Consider the following 18,021-nt stretch of genomic DNA (forward strand, 5'->3'; position numbering starts at 1 on the left):
CATGAGCTCGTCCAACCGCAAGCCCAACGCCCAGGGCTTTTCCACCCGCGCCATCCACGCCGGCCAGCACCCGGACCCGACGACGGGTGCGGTGATGACGCCGATCTATGCGACCTCGACCTTCGCGCAGGAAAGCCCCGGCGTGAACAAGGGCTATGAGTATGCACGCGGCAAGAACCCGACCCGCGAAGCATTCGAGCGCTGCATCGCCGATCTGGAAGGGGGCACCCACGGTTTGGGTTTCGCCTCGGGCATGGCGGCCACCGCCACGGTGCTGGAACTGCTGGACGCGGGCAGCCACATCGTCACGGGCGACGACCTGTACGGCGGAAGCTGGAGGTTGTTCGAGCGCGTGAGAAGGCGCTCTCAAGGGCTTGATTTCTCATATGTTGATCTGGCTGACATCGAGGCGGTCAAGGCGGCCATTACGCCGTCCACACGCATGATCTGGGTCGAAACCCCGACCAATCCGCTGATGAAGCTGGCCGACATTCGCGCGCTTTCAGAGCTGGCGCAGGGCAGCCAGTGTCTCTTGGTGGTCGACAACACCTTTGCCACGCCCTGGTGTCAGCAGCCGCTTGCCCTGGGCGCCGACATCGTGATGCATTCGGCAACCAAGTATCTGAACGGCCATTCGGACGTGATCGCGGGCGCGCTGGTGACCGGCGACAGCGATCTGGCGGGCCAGGTCAAGTTCCTGCAGAACTCGGTCGGCGGGGTGATGGGGCCGTTCGACGCCTTTCTGGTCAATCGCGGTCTCAAGACCCTGGGCATCCGCATGAAGGCGCATTGTGCCAATGCCATGGAGCTGGCGCGCTGGCTCGAGGCGCGCGCGGGCGTGCAGAGGGTGATCTATCCGGGGCTCGACTCCCATCCGCAGGCCGAACTGGCGCGACGCCAGATGAGCCACTTCGGTGGCATGGTCTCGGTGTATCTGGAAGGAGGGCTGGAGCGCACCCGCCGCGTGCTGGAGCGCGTTCAGGTGTTCACGCTGGCCGAGTCGCTGGGCGGGGTCGAGAGCCTGGTCAATCACCCTGCGATCATGACCCACGCTTCGGTGCCCAGAGAGGTGCGCGAGGCAGGCGGCGTTGGCGACAATCTGATTCGCCTGTCGGTGGGGGTCGAGGACATCGAAGACCTGATCGGCGATCTCGATCAGGCCATGGCGGTCTAGGGCCATGGCACACAGCGTCTTCATCGATGGCGAGGCGGGCACCACGGGCCTGCAGATCCGCGAGCGTCTGGCGGGGCGCTCTGACATCCGCCTCATCTCGCTGGCCGAGACCGAGCGCAAGTCTATCGAGGCGCGGCGTCGCGCCATACGGGACGCCGATCTGGTCATCCTGTGCCTGCCCGACGATGCCGCACGCGAGGCGGTGGCCATGATCGGCGACACAGACACGCGCGTGATCGACGCATCGAGCGCGTTTCGTGTCGATCCGGCTTTCGTCTATGGCTTTGCCGAGATGGGCGAGGGGCAGCGCGAAGCCATTGCCGGTGCGCGGCGCGTCTCGAACCCCGGATGCTATCCGACGGGCTTCATTGCGCTGGCAAGGCCGCTGGTGCAGGCCGGGCTGCTGCCGAAGGACTGGCCGGTCAGCGTCAATGCAGTCTCGGGCTATTCAGGCGGCGGGCGCGCCATGATCGCCGAGTTTGAAGGGCAGGGGAGTGACGGGGCCCCGCCCTACCGGGCCTATGGCCTGGCGCTGGGCCACAAGCATCTGGCCGAGATGCGCCAGCACGCAGGCCTCGATCATGCTCCGCTGTTTTCGCCTGCCGTGGGCCGATACGCGCAAGGCATGCTGGTCGAGGTGCCCCTGCCTCTGTCGCGCCTGCCTTCCCGCCCCGGCCTCGGCGATGTGCACGCAGTGCTGAACGCGGCCTATGCAGACGAGCGCTTCGTCAAGGTGATGCCGCTCGATCAGTCGCGCGCCATGACCGGCATCACGCCGGAGGCCCTGAACGGCACGAACGAGATGCAGCTTTTTGTGTTCGGCCACGACGATCAGGCGCGGCTCATTGCCCGCCTCGACAATCTGGGCAAGGGCGCGTCGGGTGCCGCCGTCCAGAACCTCAATCTCATGCTCGGTGTGGACGAGGCGACGGGGCTCTAGCCTCACCCCCGGAACGGGTGGGTGTCGCAGGCGTGCGCCGCGCGTTAAGCTCCACTATCTGAAGTCGGGCTTCGGAGCGAGGGGCGCCGTGAAGCAGATCCTGATCGTCGAGGACATCGCTGAGACGCGACGCTGGCTGGCGCAGACGGCGACGCGCGCCTTTCCCGGCTGCGTAATCCGCGAGGAAGGCGGGGTGCGGGCTGGCTGTGCGGCGGTGCTGGCCGAGGCGTTCGATCTGGCGCTGATCGATCTTGGCCTGCCGGACGGCTCGGGGCTGGAAGTGCTGCGGGCCATGCGCCAGATGCAGCCCGAGGCGCTGGCTGTGGTGACCACCTCGGTAGGTGATGACGCTTTCGTCGTGGCCGCCCTGTCGGCGGGGGCTCATGGTTATCTGCTCAAGAATCAGCCGCAGGACACTCTGGTGAGGCAGCTCACCCAGATGGCCGAGGGCGTTCCGGCCCTGTCGCCCGCCATCGCGCGCCGGATCATGGAGCATTTCCGCATGACCGGACCGGCAGCGCCCGAGGCCGACCTGACGGCACGCGAGCGCGATGTGCTGGCCCTGATCGGGCGGGGCCTGCGCAATGCCGAGGTGGCGGGTGAACTGGGCCTGAGCGAGAACACCGTGGCCGGCTACATCAAGAACATCTATCGCAAGCTCGGTATTTCCTCGCGGGCCGAGGCCGCATGGCAGGCCGCGCGCATGGGCCTGACCACGCGCTAGATCGCCGCCTTGCTCATCGTGGTCTCAAGGGGTTCGGCCTCGCAGGCTGAGGGCCGCTCGCTCGGGATGCGCGCGCTGATCCGCGTGCCGCCGTCATCGGAATGCACGGCCATGGCGCCGCCCTGCGCCTCGACGCGAGACCTCATGTTGCCGAGGCCATTGCCGCCCGAAGCCCCGCGGCCGGGTGCTGGCCCGCGTCCACATCCGCCAAAGCCGCGCCCGTCATCGCTCATGATCAGGGTCAGGGCATCGGCGTCGAGATGCAGGGACAGGGCAAGGCGTTTTGCCTGCGCATGCTTGATGGTGTTGCTGACCGCCTCGCGGATCACGGCGCGCACCGCATGAACACCGGCACGGCCCAGGCGTGCGCCCGGTTCGATGCGCACCTGCCAGTCCAGCGCGATGGCGTGTGGCTCCAGACGATCGGCCGTCTCGGCTCTCAGGTCGGCGAGGATATTGGCCAGCGGCGCTTCCACACCCTGGGCATCGTTGATGACCTCGTGCATCTCGGCCAGGGTTTCGCGCAGCACCGCGTCCTTGCGCTCGCCTTCCGGGGTGTGAAGGGCCTTCAGAAGCTGGGCACCGAGATTGTCGTGGATGTCGCGGGCGATGCGCGCGCGCTCCTCGCTGACGCCGCGCTCATAGGCACTGCGGCTGGCCTCGGCGTGACGCATCAGTTCCACGATCTGCTCGGCCAGAGCGAGGTCGCGCAGGGAGAACAGGCGCCGCCCCTTGGAGCGATAGCGCAGCAACAGTGCCGGGCTCTCGGCAAGCGACGGTATCGCCAGCACCATCCCCTCGTCCAGCAGCGCCGGGGCATCGCGCGGAGGCGACGCAGTGATCTCCATGGGCGCGAAGGTATCGCGCAGCAGGGCCTGCCACCGCGTCGAGCGCTCGCCCGCGCTGGGGCTGAAGGCGGTTTCGACCACGGCGCGGAACAGGGCGGTCTCGTCGGTATCGCGGCGGCCCTCCACCCATGTCCACAGGCGGGCACGCAGCGGCAGATAGACGAGGCTGGCCAGCAGCAGGGCTGACGCCAGGGCGATGGTGGGCTCAAGTGACAGAAGCCCGATCAGGGCGACGTCGAGCGTCAGTATGGTCAGGGCGGTGCCCGCAGTGAAGATCAGCTGGAATGCCCAGGCGCCGAGCCCGAACAGGCGATAGCGCAGCAGCCCCACAGCCAGTCCGGCATAGATCACCAGAAAGAACATGAAGGCGTAATGGGCCTGCATCACCGGCGCGCGGCCAAAGCTGCTGGGGGCTGCAACGAGGGCGATGAAGGCACCTGCACCCACCACCACGCTGGCGCCGAGCCAGACTGCGATGGCCCGGGTACGCGGATCGTGACGGGCCGCTGCGATCTGCACGGCCGCAAGGGCCACGATCAGCACCATCTCGCTGAGCGTGATGCGGTGTACCTCGACATGATCGGGCGAGGGGCCCAGGGCGACCATCGCCGTCCACAGGCCGAAAACGCCTGCCGTCACGATCATCCAGAACCGCCATGCGCGCAGGCGCACCGGATAGATCAGGAACAGGGCGATCATGGCGATGCCGAAGCCTGAGGCGCTGATCATGTTCACCAGGCTGGCCGTGAACAGGAAGTCCGGGCTGAGCGGCGTCTGGAGCAGCCAGAACACCGCCGCAACGCAAAAGCCGAGGGTCATCACGCCGCTGAAGGCGAACAGGCCCGCAGCCAGGTCACGCGGCCTCAGCGCCCAGACCCAGCCGCCGAGCACGCACGCGGCCGCGCCCGTAAAAAGCGAGGTCCAGACCGGCAGGGAAATGGCGCTGATCGGGCGCCAGGTGCCGGGCGCCAGATTCCACCCGCCGGGAGGCTGGATGCCGAGCGCGATGACATAAAGCACGGTGCCCATCGACAGCGCCACGAACGGCGTCAGGCGCGCGACCGGTGTGTAGAGCCGCCCCATCCGAGTCTGGCCTCCCTCGCCGGTCCCGGAACAAGATTACCCGCAACACGGTCAAAGGCCATAGGATGGTGAGGGTGGCGGTGGCGCGCCCGGCAGGACTCGAACCTGCAACCGTCCGCTTAGAAGGCGGATGCTCTATCCGGTTGAGCTACGGGCGCTCAGTCGCAGGTGCGCACTGGCTCAGTGCGTCCAGGACTGCTTGCGATTGTAGGCGAAGTTGTCCGCATAGGCCTTCAGGATCACGGGTGCCTCGCGCGGTTCCTGAAGCTGGAAGGGGATGCCGTGACGCTCGGCATAGGCGATGGCCTCGTCGCGGGTGTCGAAGCGCAGCTTCACCTGGGCATTCATGTCCGTGGAACTGGTCCAGCCCATCAGCGGATCGGGCGTGCGCGCCGAGGCCGGGGCGAACTCCAGCACCCAGTGCTGGGTGCGGGCCTTGCCCGACTGCATGGCTGTCTTGGCGGGGCGATAGATGCGCGCGAGCATCGGGCAGTCTCCGGCAGATGTTCAGGTCCGATGGTCGGAGCGGCAGGATTCGAACCTGCGACCCTCTGCTCCCAAAGCAGATGCGCTACCAGGCTGCGCTACGCTCCGCACGGCGGGCGCTCCTCTTGCCATGGGCAGAGCCTGACCGCAACGCACCTATTGGCTGCCAAAGAAGGGATGAAGGATGCGATCTCCCTCGCGCAGGCCGATTTCGTCGCTGCGCCCCGCTCTCAGTTCCAGCACGCCCTTGGCCGGGCCGGTAGAGTATATGTTGCTGGTCGAATAGGGGGTGGTGTGCTTCGCGATGGATACAACGCGGCCCGCATCGTCGATGTAGATGATGTCCAGCGAGCTTGGGGTATTGGCCATCCAGAAGCTGCGAACGGCCATGTCGGGGAACTGGAACAGCATCCCCTCGCTGTCGCCCAGCGGCGGGCGGTACATCAGGCCCCGACTGCGGCTTTCCTCGGTATCGGCGATCTCTACCTGAAAGACGTGCTCGCCCGAGGCGGTCACCACGGTGAGCGGCTCCACGCGCAGATTGCTTACCGGGTGGCGGGTCTCGCTGCCCGAGGCGGAGCAGGCGGCAAGCAACAGAAAAGACACGACAACAGCGAGACGCAGCATGACTCAAAGCCCTTTTCCGGGCCGATCATGCGCCCGGCTGGATTTCCGCGACAACCAGGCCCTTTGGCCCTTCGGCAAACTTGACCATCACCGCATCGCCCGGCTGCAGATCATCGAGGCCGCAGCGACGCAGGGTCTCAATGTGCACGAAAATATCGTTGGGCGCACCATCGCGCACCACAAATCCATAGCCCTTGGTGCGGTTGAACCACTTGACCGTGGCGGGCTCGAACGGACCGTCGGTGCTCAGGGCGTGTCTGCGGTCGGGGCGAGCGGTAACATCGCCGCCTGCGCGGCGCAGTCCATCATAGCCGCCGGCACGCGGCGCGACCGCGACACTCTGGTCGAGGTCATGGACCTGGGCGACCTGCCAGCCCTTGGGGCGGCGCACGACATCGCAGGTAATGGCCGCGCCTTCGGACGCAGTTTCGTGGCCCACATCACGCAGGCTGGTGATGTGGATGAGAACATCCTTGAGGTCCGTCAGACTCGGATCGTCGGGGACGATGAAGCCGTACCCCTTACCCGGATCGAACCATTTGACGTGTCCGCTGATCTGCACCGCCTGCGACGCGTCCAGCCCCTCGAAATCAAACCCAGACATAAGCCCCTCACGCCACACGACCTATGTGTGACTGAACATAGATTACACGGTTCCGTGAAAAGGCGGGAGCCCCAGAAACAGGAATTTCGCGCTATGGGGGAAGCGAGGGTGCGTGCACCTTGTTCTGATCACACGCCGGTGGGGCCATCCATGAGCACGCGCACCTTCCGAACGAGGTCGAACTTGCGATAGGGCTTGCCGATCAGCTCGAAGCCCGAGCGATCCTCGCTGTTCTCCAGGGCCCGATCAGCCCAGCCGGTGGTGAGCAGGATCTTGAGCTTGGGATGAAGCGCGCGCGCCTGGTTCGCCAGGCTGACGCCGTTGATGCCGCCGGGCATGACGATGTCGGTGAACAGCAGCGCGATGTCGCTGCGCTCGCGCAGGATATTGAGAGCCGCCTCGCCGTTCTCTGCCGTCAGCACCTCATAGCCCACGTCGCGCAGCATGCCGCTGCCCATCTCCATCACATCGAGGTTGTCCTCGACCATGAGGATGATCTCGCTGCCGCCCTTGGCCGAGCGCGTCTCCGGCCCGGCGATGTCCTCGGCCTCGCCGGTGGTGGCGGGGAAGATCATCTCGACGCGTGTGCCCTGGCCCTCATCGGAGCGAATCAGCAGATGCCCCTGGCTCTGGCGCATGAAGCCATAGACCATGGCCAGTCCCATGCCCGTGCCCTTGCCCACCTCCTTGGTGGTGAAGAACGGCTCCATCACGCGTCCCAGGACAGATTTCGGAATGCCCTGGCCCGTGTCGATGACCGACAGGACGACATAGGCGCCCTTGTCGAGGGCGGGATACTCCGGGTCCGGCCCGTCGATGCTGATGTTGCGGGTCTGGATCGTGACCTGGCCGCCATCGGGCATGGCATCGCGCGCATTGATGAGGATGTTGAGCAGCGCCACCTCGGCCTGAACCGAATCGACGCGGGCCATATCGAGGTTGTCGGCGAAGTCGGTCCTGATGGTGACGTCAGAGCCCAGAGTGCGGTCAACCATCTCCATCAGCCCCGAGACCAGAGCGTTCAGGTTGATCGGACGGCCATCCAGGCGTTGCTTGCGCGCAAAGGCGAGAAGCTGGCTGGTCAGGGTCTCGGCGCGGCGTGCGCCCTCGATGGCGCGCTCGATCCTGTCGCGCACCACGGGGTCGATCACCCGCTCGCGCGCCATGTCGAGGTTGCCCATGATCACGGTCAGCATATTGTTGAAGTCGTGGGCGATTCCCCCGGTGAGCTGGCCCACCGCTTCCATCTTCTGCGCCTGACGCAGCGCGTCCTCGGCATCGCGGCGGCGCGAGACGTCGAGCTGGGAGGCAAAGAAATAGATCAGATTACCCGATGCATCGAACACCGGGCTGATGAACAGGGCGTTCCAGAAGGTCGAGCCATCTTTATGATAATTCAGGATTTCGACGGCGATGTCGGTGCGGTTCTCAATGGCCTGACGAACGGCTGCCACGGTCTCGGGGTCGGTGGCGGGGCCTTGCAGAAAGCGGCAGTTGCGCCCGACGATCTCGTGCTCGTCATAGCCTGTCATGTCGATGAAGGCACCGTTGGCGAAGACGATGGGATTGTCCGGCAGACGCGGGTCGGTAACGATCATCGGCATCCGCGTCTTCTCGACGGCGGCAAAGAAGATGTCGTCCTGTCCGGCAAAGCCTTCGGTCGTGACCGGGGGAGAGTGCGGATCGGGGTGACGCTTGTTCGGCACGCTTGAAAATCCCGTAAGCGGCCATGAGCGACCAGATCGATACGGCAGGCACTTTAGCGGCCTGAGCCAGAGGGTCAAAAGTCGGAAGCGTACACTTCAAGTGATCCGCAGCGACAAGGCATCGGAAGGCACGGCAAAGAAAAACGGCACCACAGGCGACTGCGATGCCGTTCCGGTAACTCGAGCGCGTGGCAGGCCCTAGGGGAATCGAACCCCTCTTTCCAGGTTGAAAACCTGGCGTCCTAACCGATAGACGAAGGGCCCGCAGGCGCGAGGGGGGCGATATAGCCGCCCTTTCAGACGGGCGCAAGGGCCTAATTCGCTGATGGCCGCCAGTGCGGATCGTGCAGGTCGACGACCTCGAATTGCACGCTCTTGCGTCCGTTCCAGTCGTCCGGCTTCAGGCGACCGACCACGCTAAGGCCCCCTGCGCCTGACAGAAGCGCCTGGCCCACGGGCAGGTCCGCACAGCGCCATGCGATGGCCTTGATGGCGCGCCCGTTCTGGCCCACCAGCCGCGCCCTCACGTGCCCTCCGTTCATCGCAACCGCGTCGCGTGACGCAACATCGGTGAGAGCGAAAAGCGGCTCCGGGTTGCCAGGGCCGTAGGGAGCCAGGCGCTCGAAGGCGTCGCACAGGGCGCGACTGGCGCTGTCCACTTCGAGCAGGGCGTCGATCTCGAGGCTGTCGGCCTCCATGGCGCTGGCATGGGCATCGGCGAGGACCCGGTCAAGGAAAGCGCGAAGGTCGTCGATGCGCTCCTTTCGCACGCTCAGACCGGCGGCCATGGCGTGCCCCCCGCCTGCCAGCAACAGCCCCTCATCGAAAGCGGCCTGCACCGCAGCGCCCAGATTGACCCCCGGCTGGGAGCGCCCCGACCCGCGCCCGATGCCCGTGGCGGGGTCGAGGCCGATCACGATGCTTGCCTTGCGAAGCCGCTCGCGCAGGCGCCCCGCCACGATGCCGACCACGCCGGGGTGCCAGTCCTCGCCTGCCACAATGGCGACAGGCCGGGCGTCGAGATCGGGCTGGCTCTGGAGCATGGCCAGGGCGGTGTCGGTGACTTCGGCCTCGATGTCGCGGCGCTGGGCGTTCAGCTCGTGCAACGCCTCGGCTGTCTGGCGGGCGATGGCCGGATCATCGGTGGTGAGCAGCAACGCGCCGAGGTCCGCCCGCCCGATCCGTCCGCCCGCATTGATTCGCGGGCCGAGCACGAAGCCTGCCGTGCTGGTGGTGGCGCGTGTGTCCTTCGAACCCGAGGCTGCAAGCAGGGCTGCGAGGCCGAGGTTCTGCCACCGGGACATCACCTTGAGGCCCTGTGCGGTCAGGGCGCGGTTGAAGCCGGTCAGGGCGGTGACGTCACAGATGGCCCCCAGCGCCGCCAGATCGAGCCACTGGCGGATGTCGGGCTCCGGTCGGTCATCGAACAGCCCGCGGCGGCGCGCCTCGCGGTTCAGGCCCGCCAGCAGCACAAGCGTCACACCGGCGGCAGCCAGATGTCCCTGGCCCGAGTTGCAGCCCGGCCGGTTCGGATTGACCACGGCCTCGCAGGCGGGCGGGGCCTCACGCATCAGGTGATGGTCGATCACCACCACCTTCAGGCCGATCTTGGTCGCGTGGGCGATGGCGTCCGTGGCCGCTGCCCCGCAGTCGAGAGTTACCACGAGGTCCGCGCCCGAAGCCTTCAGGCGGTCGAAGGCGAGGGGGCTTGGCCCATAGCCCTCGGTCAGGCGATCGGGCACATAGAAGGGGGCCTCGACGCCAAGCGCGCGCAGCCAGCGCGTGAGCAGGGCCGCACTGGTGGCCCCGTCCACGTCATAGTCGGCAAAGATGCGAATCTGCCGACGCCCCTCGACGGCATCGAGAATGGCGGCGCAGGCCCGGTCCATGTCGAGAAAGCTCGACGGGTCGGGAAAGTGCTCGCGCAAGGTCGGCTCCAGAAAGCCTGCGGCCGTCTCGGGTGTGATGCCGCGCCCCGCCAGTGCCCGTGCCAGCGGCTCTGGCAGGTCGTGCTGACGGATCAGCTCCGCAACCATGGTGTCACGGGCCGGACGGGCGATCCATCGCCGCCCGCTGAGCGACTGCTCGACACCGAGAAATGCGTTTGCCACTCTAGCTAGCTTCAGGCCGGACGGGTCATGTGGATGCGGCGGATCGTGCGCGTCGAGGAGTCCATGACCAGGGTGTGGGTGCTGACCATGCCGCCTCGCACGCTTACGCCGCCCAGCATGGCGCCTTTGGTCACGCCGGTGGCTGCGAACACCGCATCGGTCCGCACCAGGTCGTTCAGGCTGTACTTGCGCGCATAGTCGGTGATGCCCAGACGCTCGGCGCGCGCGCGCTCGTCATCGTTGCGGAACACAAGCCGGCCCTGAAACTGTCCGCCCACGCACTTGAGGGCCGCGCACGCCAGCACGCCCTCGGGCGCGCCGCCCTGGCCGATATAGATGTCGATGCCGGTCTCTGGCTCGGCGGTGTGGATCACGCCTGCCACATCACCATCGCCGATCATGAGGACGCGCGCGCCCACCTTGCGCAGGCTGGCAATGATCTCGGCGTGGCGGGGCCGGTCCAGCACGCAGGCCGTAATCTCATGGGGGCTGACGCCCTTCGCCCTGGCCAGAGCCTCGACATTCTCGGCGGCGCTGGCATCGAGGTCGATGATGCCATCGTCATAGCCCGGTCCGATGGCGATCTTGTCCATGTAGGTGTCGGGCGCTTGCAGCATACCGCCCTCGGGCGCCATGGCGACGACGGCCAGGGCATTGGCCATGGCCTTGGCCGTGATGGTCGTGCCTTCCAGGGGATCGAGCGCGATGTCCACGCGCGGGCCTTTGCCGGTGCCCACCTTCTCGCCGATGTAGAGCATGGGCGCCTCGTCGCGCTCGCCCTCGCCGATCACGATCAGCCCGTCCATGTCCTGACGGTTGAAGGCCTTGCGCATGGCGTCCACGGCGGCCTGATCGGCGGCTTTCTCGTCACCCCTACCGACCATGCGCGAGGCGGCAATGGCGGCGTCCTCGCACGCTTCGACCGCATAGCTGATGAGGGTGTCGGGAAGGGTGGCCATGAAGTCTCTCCTGATGTGTGCGGCGCACCGGACCGGCGCCCGCCACGCGTGTGTCTAGCGACGGGTGAGCGGCGGCGGCGGGGTGGCCCGCTGGCGCAGGGCTCTGGCCCACGCCTCGTATTCGGCGCGGCTCATGCCCGAGATCGGTCGGGTGCGGCTGGGGTCGATACGCGAGCGCGTGCTTTCAGCAAAGCCCTCGGGATCGTTCAGCGTCCACTGAATGCGCGAGACGGCTTCGGCGAGTGCGTCTTGGGTGGCTTCGAGCCTGACCACTTCCGTGGCGATCTCGTAGGGGGCGGGCAGGCCGGTCGGCGCGGCGGGGAAATCGGCCCAGCGCGGATAGGTCCGATTCTCCGCCACCAGCGCCTCGATGCGCGCGGCAGCGGGCGATGCCGGATCGACGGGCTGGTTGAAGGGCAGGGGCGAGGCACAGGCGCTCACGCACAGGCTCAGCCCAAGCGCGCCCGCCAGCCCCGACGGGCCGGACGGCAGGCTGAAGCGTTTTTTTGCCCGACAAGCGTTCATATCGGCCCTGCTCATATGCCATGATCGCGCCTCTAGGAAGGGCAGGCTCGCCAGAAGCGGTCGCAGGATCGCTGGCAGCGCCACATCGCCGGGGAGAAAGCGCGACATGAGCCGATCAAAGGACACCGCCGGGCCCTCGCCTCGCAGCCCACGCCCGAAGGCTGGGCGGGCCGGGGCCGGGGCCTCGGGCAAGGCCGCCGCGAAAGGCGGCAGAAAGCCCGCCGCGCGCCGCACTGATGAATTCCCCGCTGCCGAAGCGCGCCAGACGCCGCCGCCTTCTGCCTCTGCGGCCCCCGTGGATGCGGCGGGTTTCGATTTCGCCGCCCAGCGCGAGGCCCTCGAGACGCTGTCCATGAACATCGCCCGCGCCGCCCTTACGGCCCAGGCCGCCATCGCCGAGGCGGCCATGGCCAGCGCCGAGCGCCCGCCCCAGGTCTCTGCCGATCCGATGAACATGGCGCCGGCCATGACCAGCGTATTCACCAGCCTGAGCGCGCGGCCGGAAACGCTGTTCCGCGCCCAGGCTGACCTGTTTTCCCGCTACATGGACCTGTGGAGCGATGCCACGCGGCGCGCCATGGGCGAGGCGGTCGAGAGCGCAGCCGTGGCCGACAAGCGCTTTCGCGACCCGTCCTGGGGCGAGAGCCCGGTCTTTGACGTGATGCGTCGCTCGTATCTGGTGACGGCGGACTGGATGAACGGCCTGATCGCCAGCGCCGAGGACGTCGATCCGCGCACGCGGCGCAAGGCCGAGTTCTTCACGAAACTGCTCACGGACGCCTTCTCGCCGTCGAATTTCCTGGCGTCTAACCCGGTTGCTCTCAAGGCCATGGCCGAGACCAACGGCGAGAGTCTGGTGCGCGGGATGCAGAACTTTGCCGCCGATCTGGAACGCGGGGGCGGCAAGCTGGCCATCAGCCAGGCGGACTATGGCCAGTTCGAGGTCGGGCGCAATGTCGCCACCGCCGACGGTCAGGTGGTGTGGCGTGACGAGCTGTTCGAGCTGATCCACTACGCGCCCGCCACCGAGACCCAGCACGAGATACCGCTGCTGATCTTCCCGCCGTGGATCAACAAGTTCTACATCCTCGACCTGCGCCCCGAAAACTCCATGATCCGCTGGCTTTCGGCACAGGGCTTCAGCGTATTCGTGTGCTCATGGATCAACCCCGACCGGGACAAGGCGCATTTCGGCTTCGACGACTATCTGGAAAAGGGCATCTACCGGGCCAGCGAGAAGGTGATGGAACAGTGCGGCACCGATGCCTTGAGCGCGGTCGGATACTGCATAGGGGGCACCTTGCTGGGCGCGGCGCTGGCGCACATGGCCGAGCGGGGTGACAAGCGAATCCGGGCCGCCACCTTCTTTGCCGCCCAGCACGACTTCGAGCAGGCGGGTGACCTGCTTCTGTTCACCGACGAACACTGGCTGCGCGAAATCGAGCAGAAGATGGACGAGGCCGGGGGCGTGCTGCCCGGTCAGGCCATGGCGGATACCTTCAATGCGCTCAGGGCCAACGATCTGATCTGGTCGTTCTTCGTCTCGAACTATCTGATGGGCAAGACGCCTCCAGCGTTCGACCTGCTGTTCTGGAACTCCGATCAGACGCGCATGCCCAAGGCATTGCACATGGCCTACCTGCGCCGCCTCTACGGAGAGAATGCCCTCGCGCGGGGGGAGTTCGAGATCGGCGGTGTGCAGGTGGATCTGTCGAAGGTGAAGACCCCGCTCTATTTCCAGGCGAGCCGCGAGGATCACATCGCGCCGATGAACTCGGTCTATCGCTCGGCCCGGCTGTTTGGCGGCGACGTTACCTATACCCTGGCCGGGTCGGGCCACATCGCGGGCGTGGTGAACCATCCCGACGCGGCCAAGTACCAGCACTGGATCAACGAGGCCCTGCCCGATACCCTCGCCGAGTGGCAGCAGGGTGCAAAGGAGCACCCCGGCTCGTGGTGGCCGCACTGGTCTGCCTGGCTGGCCGGTCACTCCGGCGGGCAGGTTCCGGCCCGCGACCCGCGCAAAGGCCCGCTCCGGCCCATCGAGCCCGCACCGGGTTCCTATGTGAAAGTGAAGTCTTGAAACGTCTTGATGCCAACGTCCTTCTGGCCGTGACGACCCTGTCGTCCTTCATTCTACTGATCATGACCGCGACGGTCTTTGCGCCGTCCGAGCCGTGGTGGCGCTATGGGCTGATGGGGCTCATCACCGTGCTGGCCTACAGCCTGATGTCGCCGATGCTTGAAAGGCTGATGAAGCGCGAGGCCCAGCCGCTGGTCTCGCCCGAGGCACCCAGCAGCCTGGCGTGGTCGGCGATCTATCCCGGTGTGATCCTGCTGGCCGCGCTCGCGCCAATCGTCTGGACCGGCATCGACTATGGCCTTGTTCTGATCGTAGCCGGTGTGTGGTTCGGCACCACCTTGCGCTCGGCCATGGTCAGCGTGAAGCGCCAGCAGGAGGCAGGCTGAGCGCCTAGTTCGCGCTCAGGCCCATCTGGATCACATTGGTGCGGCCGGTGCGGAATCCGGCCTCGCAATAGCTGAGATAGAAGCGCCACAGCTTGCGGAACCGCTCGTCGAAGCCCAGCGGGCGGATGCGGTCCCAGGCCCGCTCGAAGGACTGGTCCCAGAGGCTGAGCGTGCGTGCATAGCTCTCGCCAAAGCGGCGGGTGTGCGTCCAGTCCAGCCCGGCAGCCGCCACGACCGGCGCCAGCGCCTTCTCGCTGGGTAGCATGCCGCCGGGGAAGATATATCGCTGGATGAAGTCCACGCGCTGGCGATAGCTCTCGAACAGGTCGTCGCGGATGGTGATGATCTGAAGGGCCGCGCGCCCGCCCTCGCCCAGAACCTCCCGGATCTTGCCGAAATAGGTCGGCCAGTAGCTCTCTCCGACCGCCTCGAACATCTCGATGGAGGCCACGCGGTCGAAGCGGCCCTCGACGTCGCGATAGTCGATCAGGCGCACCTCGGCGCGCTCGTTCAGCCCTTCGCGTTGCAGGCGCGCGCTGGCGAACTCGTATTGCTCGCGCGAGATGGTGATGCCGGTGACTCGCGCGCCGACCTCGCGGGCAGCGAACTCGGCAAAGCCGCCCCAGCCACAGCCGATCTCCAGCACGCTCTGGCCGGAGGACAGGTCCATGGCGCGGGCCAGCTCGGCATATTTGCGTGTCTGGGCTGCAGGCAGGGGCTCGGACCTTTTCTCGAAGATGGCTGAGGAATAGGTCATGGTCTCGTCCAGCCACTGGGAATAGAAGCTGTTGCCCAGATCGTAGTGGGCGTGGATGTTCTTGCGCGAGCCCGAGCGCGAATTTCGCCTCAGCCCGTGCAGCAGGCGATTGGCGAACCTGACCACGCCGCCGCCAGAGAACAGGCGCTGGATGCCCGCATGGTTGTCGGCCAGCACCTCAAGCAGGTTCGACAGGTCAGGCGTGTCCCACTCGCCCGCCATGTACCCTTCCGCAAAGCCGATGTCGCCACCGGCCAGAACGCGGCGGGCAAAGCGGAAATCGCGGATGTGAAGCTCGCCCGAAGGGCCGGGCGTGCTGCCCTTCAGCACCCGCGTCGAGCCGTTGGGCAGGCGGATCAGCAAGGTGCCGATTTCCCAGCGCGCGGACAGCATGTCGAGGACCATCCTGGCCCCCGGTCCGACCCGGGCATCAGGCAGGCCCGCGTGATCACTGTGTGAGATGTCGCTCATGCCGCGTTCCTGTGGTGTGAGTGCGAGTTTAGCCAGTCAGGCCCGCTCAAGGCCAGTCCCGCCCGATCTGGGCAGGGCGGAAAAGGCGTCGAGGGCGCGCTGGCGGGCCTCGGAATGATCGACGATCGGCTTCGGATAGGTGTCGCCGAGGCGCACGCCCGCATCAGCCAGCACTTCGTGCGTCGCCTCCCACGGCTTGTGAATCCAGCGATCGGAGAGGCGCGCCAGCTCGGGCACCCATTGTCGGACATAACGCCCTTCGGCATCGAACTTCTCGCCCTGTGTGACGGGATTGAACACCCGGAAATACGGAGCCGCATCGGCCCCGGATCCCGCGACCCACTGCCAGTTCTGTGCATTGTTGCCGAGATCGGCGTCCACCAGCGTGTCCCAGAACCACGCTTCGCCCTCGCGCCAGTCGATCATCAGATGCTTGATGAGGAACGACGCCACGATCATGCGCACACGGTTGTGCATATAGCCTGTGGCCCAGAGCTCGCGCATGCCTGCATCGACGATGGGATAGCCGGTGCGCCCGCGCTTCCAGGCGGTCAGCGCCGCCCTGGCATCGCGCCAGGGCATGGCGTCGAACTCGGGCCGGAAGTTGCGCTCGGGCAGGTGCGGGAAGTGGTGCAGCAGGTGCCAGGAGAACTCGCGCCACAGCACCTCCGAGATGAATTTTTCCGCATCCTTCGAGGTGGCACCATTGGAGCCCGCGGCTTCGCGCGCGCGGCGAACCAGTGTCCAGGGCGCGATCTCGCCGAAATGCAGATGAGCGGACAGGCGGCTGGTGCCCGAACTATCCGATGGAATATCGCGCCTTTCAGGATAGTTTTTCATGCCTGACTTCAGGAACCGTGACAGCTGGTCCTTTGCCCCTTCCTCGCCCGGCAGCCAGTCGGCAAAGCCGCTCGACCAGTCGGGGTCTTTGGGATGAAGTCCGAGAGATTCGATGCTCTCGCTTTCCAGGCCCGCTGCAGCGCAGCTCATCAGTCTTGGCCCAAGGCGCTCGGGCGGCAGCTCAAGCTCGCGCAGCAGCGCCTTGGCGAAGGGCGAATAGACCTTGTAGGGCTCACCCGATCCATTGAGAACACTGCCAGGCGGGCACAGCAGGCTGCCATTCCAGGCCTTGCATGTGACGCCGTCCTGCTCGAGACCGTGTACGATGTCCCGGTCACGCGCGGCGGCCTCTGGCTCAAAAAGCCGGTTTGCATACAGGGCGTTGGCTCCCGCTTCTTCAACCACCTTGCGAAGTTCCGCCTCGCACTGGCCGGCGCGAACGATCAGGCGAAGCCCCCGATCCTTGAGCCGGGCCTCAAGCGCGCGCAGGGACTTGTCCAGCCACCAGAGCGAGGCCCCGCCCTGGGCTCGCCCCTCAAGGGTCTCGTCATGGACATAGAGCGCAACGATCGGGCGTCCGCTCTCGTGCGCAGCGCTCAGCGCCGGATTGTCGGCGATGCGCAGGTCGCGGCGAAACCACATAATGACGGGAGCCTGATCTTTCGCCACTTTGAGGCCTCATGTGCATGATTTGCGCGCGTCTGCTTTGCAAGCTGCGGGCTGCAGACCAATATGTGGTTCGGATCGGTGCGCGCCAGTGATGCGACCGGTCGTACCTGTGGACCCTCGGCGTATTTTAGACCTTTAGCGGATCATGTCAGTGCAGCAGCCCAACAGCGAAATCATCCTCGGCACCGGCAAGGGCCGCGACGTGCGTATCGGCGGGGGCGGGCGCATCGCCTTCATCGCCGGGCCCTGCCAGATGGAGAGCCGGGAGCATGCGCTGGAGACCGCTCATGCCCTGCGCGAGATCGGCGAGCGGCTGGACGTGGGCATCATCTACAAGACCAGCTTCGACAAGGCCAACCGCACCTCGGCCAGCGCGGCGCGCGGCATCGGCCTTGAGGCCAGCTTGCCGATCTTCGCCGAAATCCGTGAGGTCACGGGTATGCCGGTGCTGACGGACGTGCACTCCGAAGAGCAGTGCCGCAATGTCGCTGAAGCCGTCGATGTGCTCCAGATTCCTGCCTTCCTGTGCCGCCAGACCGACCTGCTGCTGGCGGCGGCAGCCACGGGCAAGGCCATCAACATCAAGAAGGGCCAGTTCCTCGCGCCGTGGGACATGAAGAACGTGATCGCCAAGGTCACGGGTGCTGGCAACGCCAATGTCATGGCGTGCGAGCGCGGCACCTCGTTCGGCTACAACACGCTGGTGTCCGATATGCGCGCCCTGCCGGTTCTGTCCGAGATCGGCTGTCCGGTGGTGTTCGATGCCACCCATTCGGTGCAGCAGCCGGGCGGGCAGGGCACGTCGTCGGGCGGACAGCGGGAGTATGTCCCCGTGCTCGCACGTGCCGCCGTATCGGTGGGGGTGGACGCGGTGTTCATGGAAACCCACCCCGATCCCGACCGCGCGCCATCCGACGGGCCGAACATGGTGCCCTTGTCCGAGTTCGAGCGCCTTGCGGCCGAGCTGATTGCCTTTGACGACCTGTCCAAGCGCACCTTCGCACGGCGGCCGGGCCGCTGACGGGGCT

General features: G+C 66.4%; 16 protein-coding genes and 3 tRNA genes. 6 read left to right on the plus strand and 13 right to left on the minus strand.

The genetic code is table 11. The features are described from left to right. Position 1 precedes the first annotated feature (1 nt). The 3 genes from ACK4E3_RS00470 to ACK4E3_RS00480 all read left to right on the plus strand — a co-directional run bounded on the left by ACK4E3_RS00470 (position 2) and on the right by ACK4E3_RS00480 (position 2,838). A complete protein-coding gene (locus tag ACK4E3_RS00470; protein ID WP_409694764.1) occupies positions 2 to 1,174 on the plus strand; it encodes a cystathionine gamma-synthase in 1,173 nt (390 codons plus the stop codon). Between the two features lie 4 nt (positions 1,175 to 1,178). Beyond that, a complete protein-coding gene (gene argC, locus ACK4E3_RS00475; protein WP_409694766.1) occupies positions 1,179 to 2,114 on the plus strand; it encodes an N-acetyl-gamma-glutamyl-phosphate reductase in 936 nt (311 codons plus the stop codon). 88 nt (positions 2,115 to 2,202) lie between these two features. After that, positions 2,203 to 2,838: a LuxR C-terminal-related transcriptional regulator gene (locus ACK4E3_RS00480; protein WP_409694768.1), complete on the plus strand. Its 636-nt coding sequence runs from the start codon at positions 2,203 to 2,205 to the stop codon at positions 2,836 to 2,838. Here ACK4E3_RS00480 and ACK4E3_RS00485 read toward each other — a convergent pair. The 11 genes from ACK4E3_RS00485 to ACK4E3_RS00535 all read right to left on the minus strand — a co-directional run bounded on the left by ACK4E3_RS00485 (position 2,835) and on the right by ACK4E3_RS00535 (position 11,787). After that, complete coding sequence (locus ACK4E3_RS00485) at positions 2,835 to 4,769, minus strand: sensor histidine kinase (RefSeq protein WP_409694770.1); 1,935 nt, start codon at positions 4,767 to 4,769, stop codon at positions 2,835 to 2,837. The genes ACK4E3_RS00480 and ACK4E3_RS00485 overlap by 4 nt on opposite strands. Positions 4,770 to 4,850: 81 nt before the next feature. Further along, positions 4,851 to 4,927: transfer RNA gene (locus tag ACK4E3_RS00490), tRNA-Arg, on the minus strand. A 22-nt stretch (positions 4,928 to 4,949) separates the two neighbouring features. Then, complete coding sequence (locus tag ACK4E3_RS00495) at positions 4,950 to 5,255, minus strand: ETC complex I subunit (protein WP_409694772.1); 306 nt, start codon at positions 5,253 to 5,255, stop codon at positions 4,950 to 4,952. Positions 5,256 to 5,286: 31 nt separating this feature from the next. Next, a tRNA-Pro gene (locus ACK4E3_RS00500) sits at positions 5,287 to 5,363 on the minus strand. Between the two features lie 48 nt (positions 5,364 to 5,411). Next, positions 5,412 to 5,882: a DUF192 domain-containing protein gene (locus tag ACK4E3_RS00505; protein WP_409694775.1), complete on the minus strand. Its 471-nt coding sequence runs from the start codon at positions 5,880 to 5,882 to the stop codon at positions 5,412 to 5,414. A 25-nt stretch (positions 5,883 to 5,907) separates the two neighbouring features. Continuing rightward, the gene (locus ACK4E3_RS00510) at positions 5,908 to 6,486 is read right to left on the minus strand and encodes a cold-shock protein (RefSeq protein ID WP_409694778.1); all 579 of its coding nucleotides are present in this window, start codon (positions 6,484 to 6,486) and stop codon (positions 5,908 to 5,910) included. A gap of 128 nt (positions 6,487 to 6,614) precedes the next feature. After that, positions 6,615 to 8,192 carry a histidine kinase famiy protein gene (locus ACK4E3_RS00515; RefSeq protein ID WP_409694781.1) on the minus strand — a complete coding sequence of 526 codons (1,578 nt, stop codon included), beginning with the start codon at positions 8,190 to 8,192 and terminating at the stop codon, positions 6,615 to 6,617. Between the two features lie 189 nt (positions 8,193 to 8,381). Then, positions 8,382 to 8,456, minus strand: a tRNA-Glu gene (locus tag ACK4E3_RS00520). 50 nt (positions 8,457 to 8,506) lie between these two features. Further along, a complete protein-coding gene (gene recJ, locus ACK4E3_RS00525; RefSeq protein ID WP_409700968.1) occupies positions 8,507 to 10,228 on the minus strand; it encodes a single-stranded-DNA-specific exonuclease RecJ in 1,722 nt (573 codons plus the stop codon). A gap of 86 nt (positions 10,229 to 10,314) precedes the next feature. Continuing rightward, entirely contained in the window at positions 10,315 to 11,262 is a 948-nt protein-coding gene (gene glpX / locus ACK4E3_RS00530) for a class II fructose-bisphosphatase (protein WP_409694784.1), read from the minus strand. A gap of 54 nt (positions 11,263 to 11,316) precedes the next feature. After that, positions 11,317 to 11,787: a hypothetical protein gene (locus ACK4E3_RS00535; protein ID WP_409694787.1), complete on the minus strand. Its 471-nt coding sequence runs from the start codon at positions 11,785 to 11,787 to the stop codon at positions 11,317 to 11,319. A gap of 106 nt (positions 11,788 to 11,893) precedes the next feature. Between ACK4E3_RS00535 and phaC the strand changes: the two genes are divergently transcribed. Both phaC and ACK4E3_RS00545 read left to right on the plus strand, forming a co-directional pair. Beyond that, positions 11,894 to 13,870 carry a class I poly(R)-hydroxyalkanoic acid synthase gene (gene phaC / locus ACK4E3_RS00540; RefSeq protein ID WP_409694790.1) on the plus strand — a complete coding sequence of 659 codons (1,977 nt, stop codon included), beginning with the start codon at positions 11,894 to 11,896 and terminating at the stop codon, positions 13,868 to 13,870. After that, a complete protein-coding gene (locus ACK4E3_RS00545) occupies positions 13,867 to 14,256 on the plus strand; it encodes a hypothetical protein (RefSeq protein WP_409694793.1) in 390 nt (129 codons plus the stop codon). The genes phaC and ACK4E3_RS00545 overlap by 4 nt, the downstream gene beginning before the upstream one ends. A 4-nt stretch (positions 14,257 to 14,260) precedes the next feature. On the opposite strand, the gene ACK4E3_RS00550 is transcribed toward ACK4E3_RS00545, so the two are convergent. Both ACK4E3_RS00550 and ACK4E3_RS00555 read right to left on the minus strand, forming a co-directional pair. After that, positions 14,261 to 15,484 (minus strand): class I SAM-dependent methyltransferase, encoded by a 1,224-nt coding sequence (locus tag ACK4E3_RS00550; RefSeq protein WP_409694796.1) that lies wholly within the window; start codon positions 15,482 to 15,484, stop codon positions 14,261 to 14,263. A gap of 36 nt (positions 15,485 to 15,520) precedes the next feature. Further along, entirely contained in the window at positions 15,521 to 16,966 is a 1,446-nt protein-coding gene (locus ACK4E3_RS00555; RefSeq protein ID WP_409694799.1) for a cryptochrome/photolyase family protein, read from the minus strand. 172 nt (positions 16,967 to 17,138) lie between these two features. Here ACK4E3_RS00555 and kdsA point away from each other — a divergent pair, with 172 nt between their 5' ends. Further along, entirely contained in the window at positions 17,139 to 18,014 is an 876-nt protein-coding gene (gene kdsA, locus ACK4E3_RS00560; RefSeq protein WP_409694802.1) for a 3-deoxy-8-phosphooctulonate synthase, read from the plus strand. The last annotated feature ends 7 nt before the right edge of the window (positions 18,015 to 18,021 follow it).

Source organism: Brevundimonas sp., from assembly GCF_046299595.1.
Classification (GTDB): domain Bacteria; phylum Pseudomonadota; class Alphaproteobacteria; order Caulobacterales; family Caulobacteraceae; genus Brevundimonas.

Bases quoted from the DNA above. Each gene is read 5' to 3' on its own strand.
- ACK4E3_RS00495 (WP_409694772.1), bottom strand. From the start codon at position 5,255: ATGCTCGCGCGCATCTATCGCCCCGCCAAGACAGCCATGCAGTCGGGC.
- ACK4E3_RS00505 (WP_409694775.1), bottom strand. From the start codon at position 5,882: ATGCTGCGTCTCGCTGTTGTCGTGTCTTTTCTGTTGCTTGCCGCCTGC.
- argC (WP_409694766.1), top strand. From the start codon at position 1,179: ATGGCACACAGCGTCTTCATCGATGGCGAGGCGGGCACCACGGGCCTG.
- ACK4E3_RS00550 (WP_409694796.1), bottom strand. From the start codon at position 15,484: ATGAGCGACATCTCACACAGTGATCACGCGGGCCTGCCTGATGCCCGG.
- ACK4E3_RS00555 (WP_409694799.1), bottom strand. From the start codon at position 16,966: ATGTGGTTTCGCCGCGACCTGCGCATCGCCGACAATCCGGCGCTGAGC.
- glpX (WP_409694784.1), bottom strand. From the start codon at position 11,262: ATGGCCACCCTTCCCGACACCCTCATCAGCTATGCGGTCGAAGCGTGC.
- phaC (WP_409694790.1), top strand. From the start codon at position 11,894: ATGAGCCGATCAAAGGACACCGCCGGGCCCTCGCCTCGCAGCCCACGC.
- recJ (WP_409700968.1), bottom strand. From the start codon at position 10,228: ATGGTTGCGGAGCTGATCCGTCAGCACGACCTGCCAGAGCCGCTGGCA.
- ACK4E3_RS00510 (WP_409694778.1), bottom strand. From the start codon at position 6,486: ATGTCTGGGTTTGATTTCGAGGGGCTGGACGCGTCGCAGGCGGTGCAG.
- ACK4E3_RS00470 (WP_409694764.1), top strand. From the start codon at position 2: ATGAGCTCGTCCAACCGCAAGCCCAACGCCCAGGGCTTTTCCACCCGC.
- kdsA (WP_409694802.1), top strand. From the start codon at position 17,139: ATGTCAGTGCAGCAGCCCAACAGCGAAATCATCCTCGGCACCGGCAAG.
- ACK4E3_RS00535 (WP_409694787.1), bottom strand. From the start codon at position 11,787: ATGAACGCTTGTCGGGCAAAAAAACGCTTCAGCCTGCCGTCCGGCCCG.
- ACK4E3_RS00485 (WP_409694770.1), bottom strand. From the start codon at position 4,769: ATGGGGCGGCTCTACACACCGGTCGCGCGCCTGACGCCGTTCGTGGCG.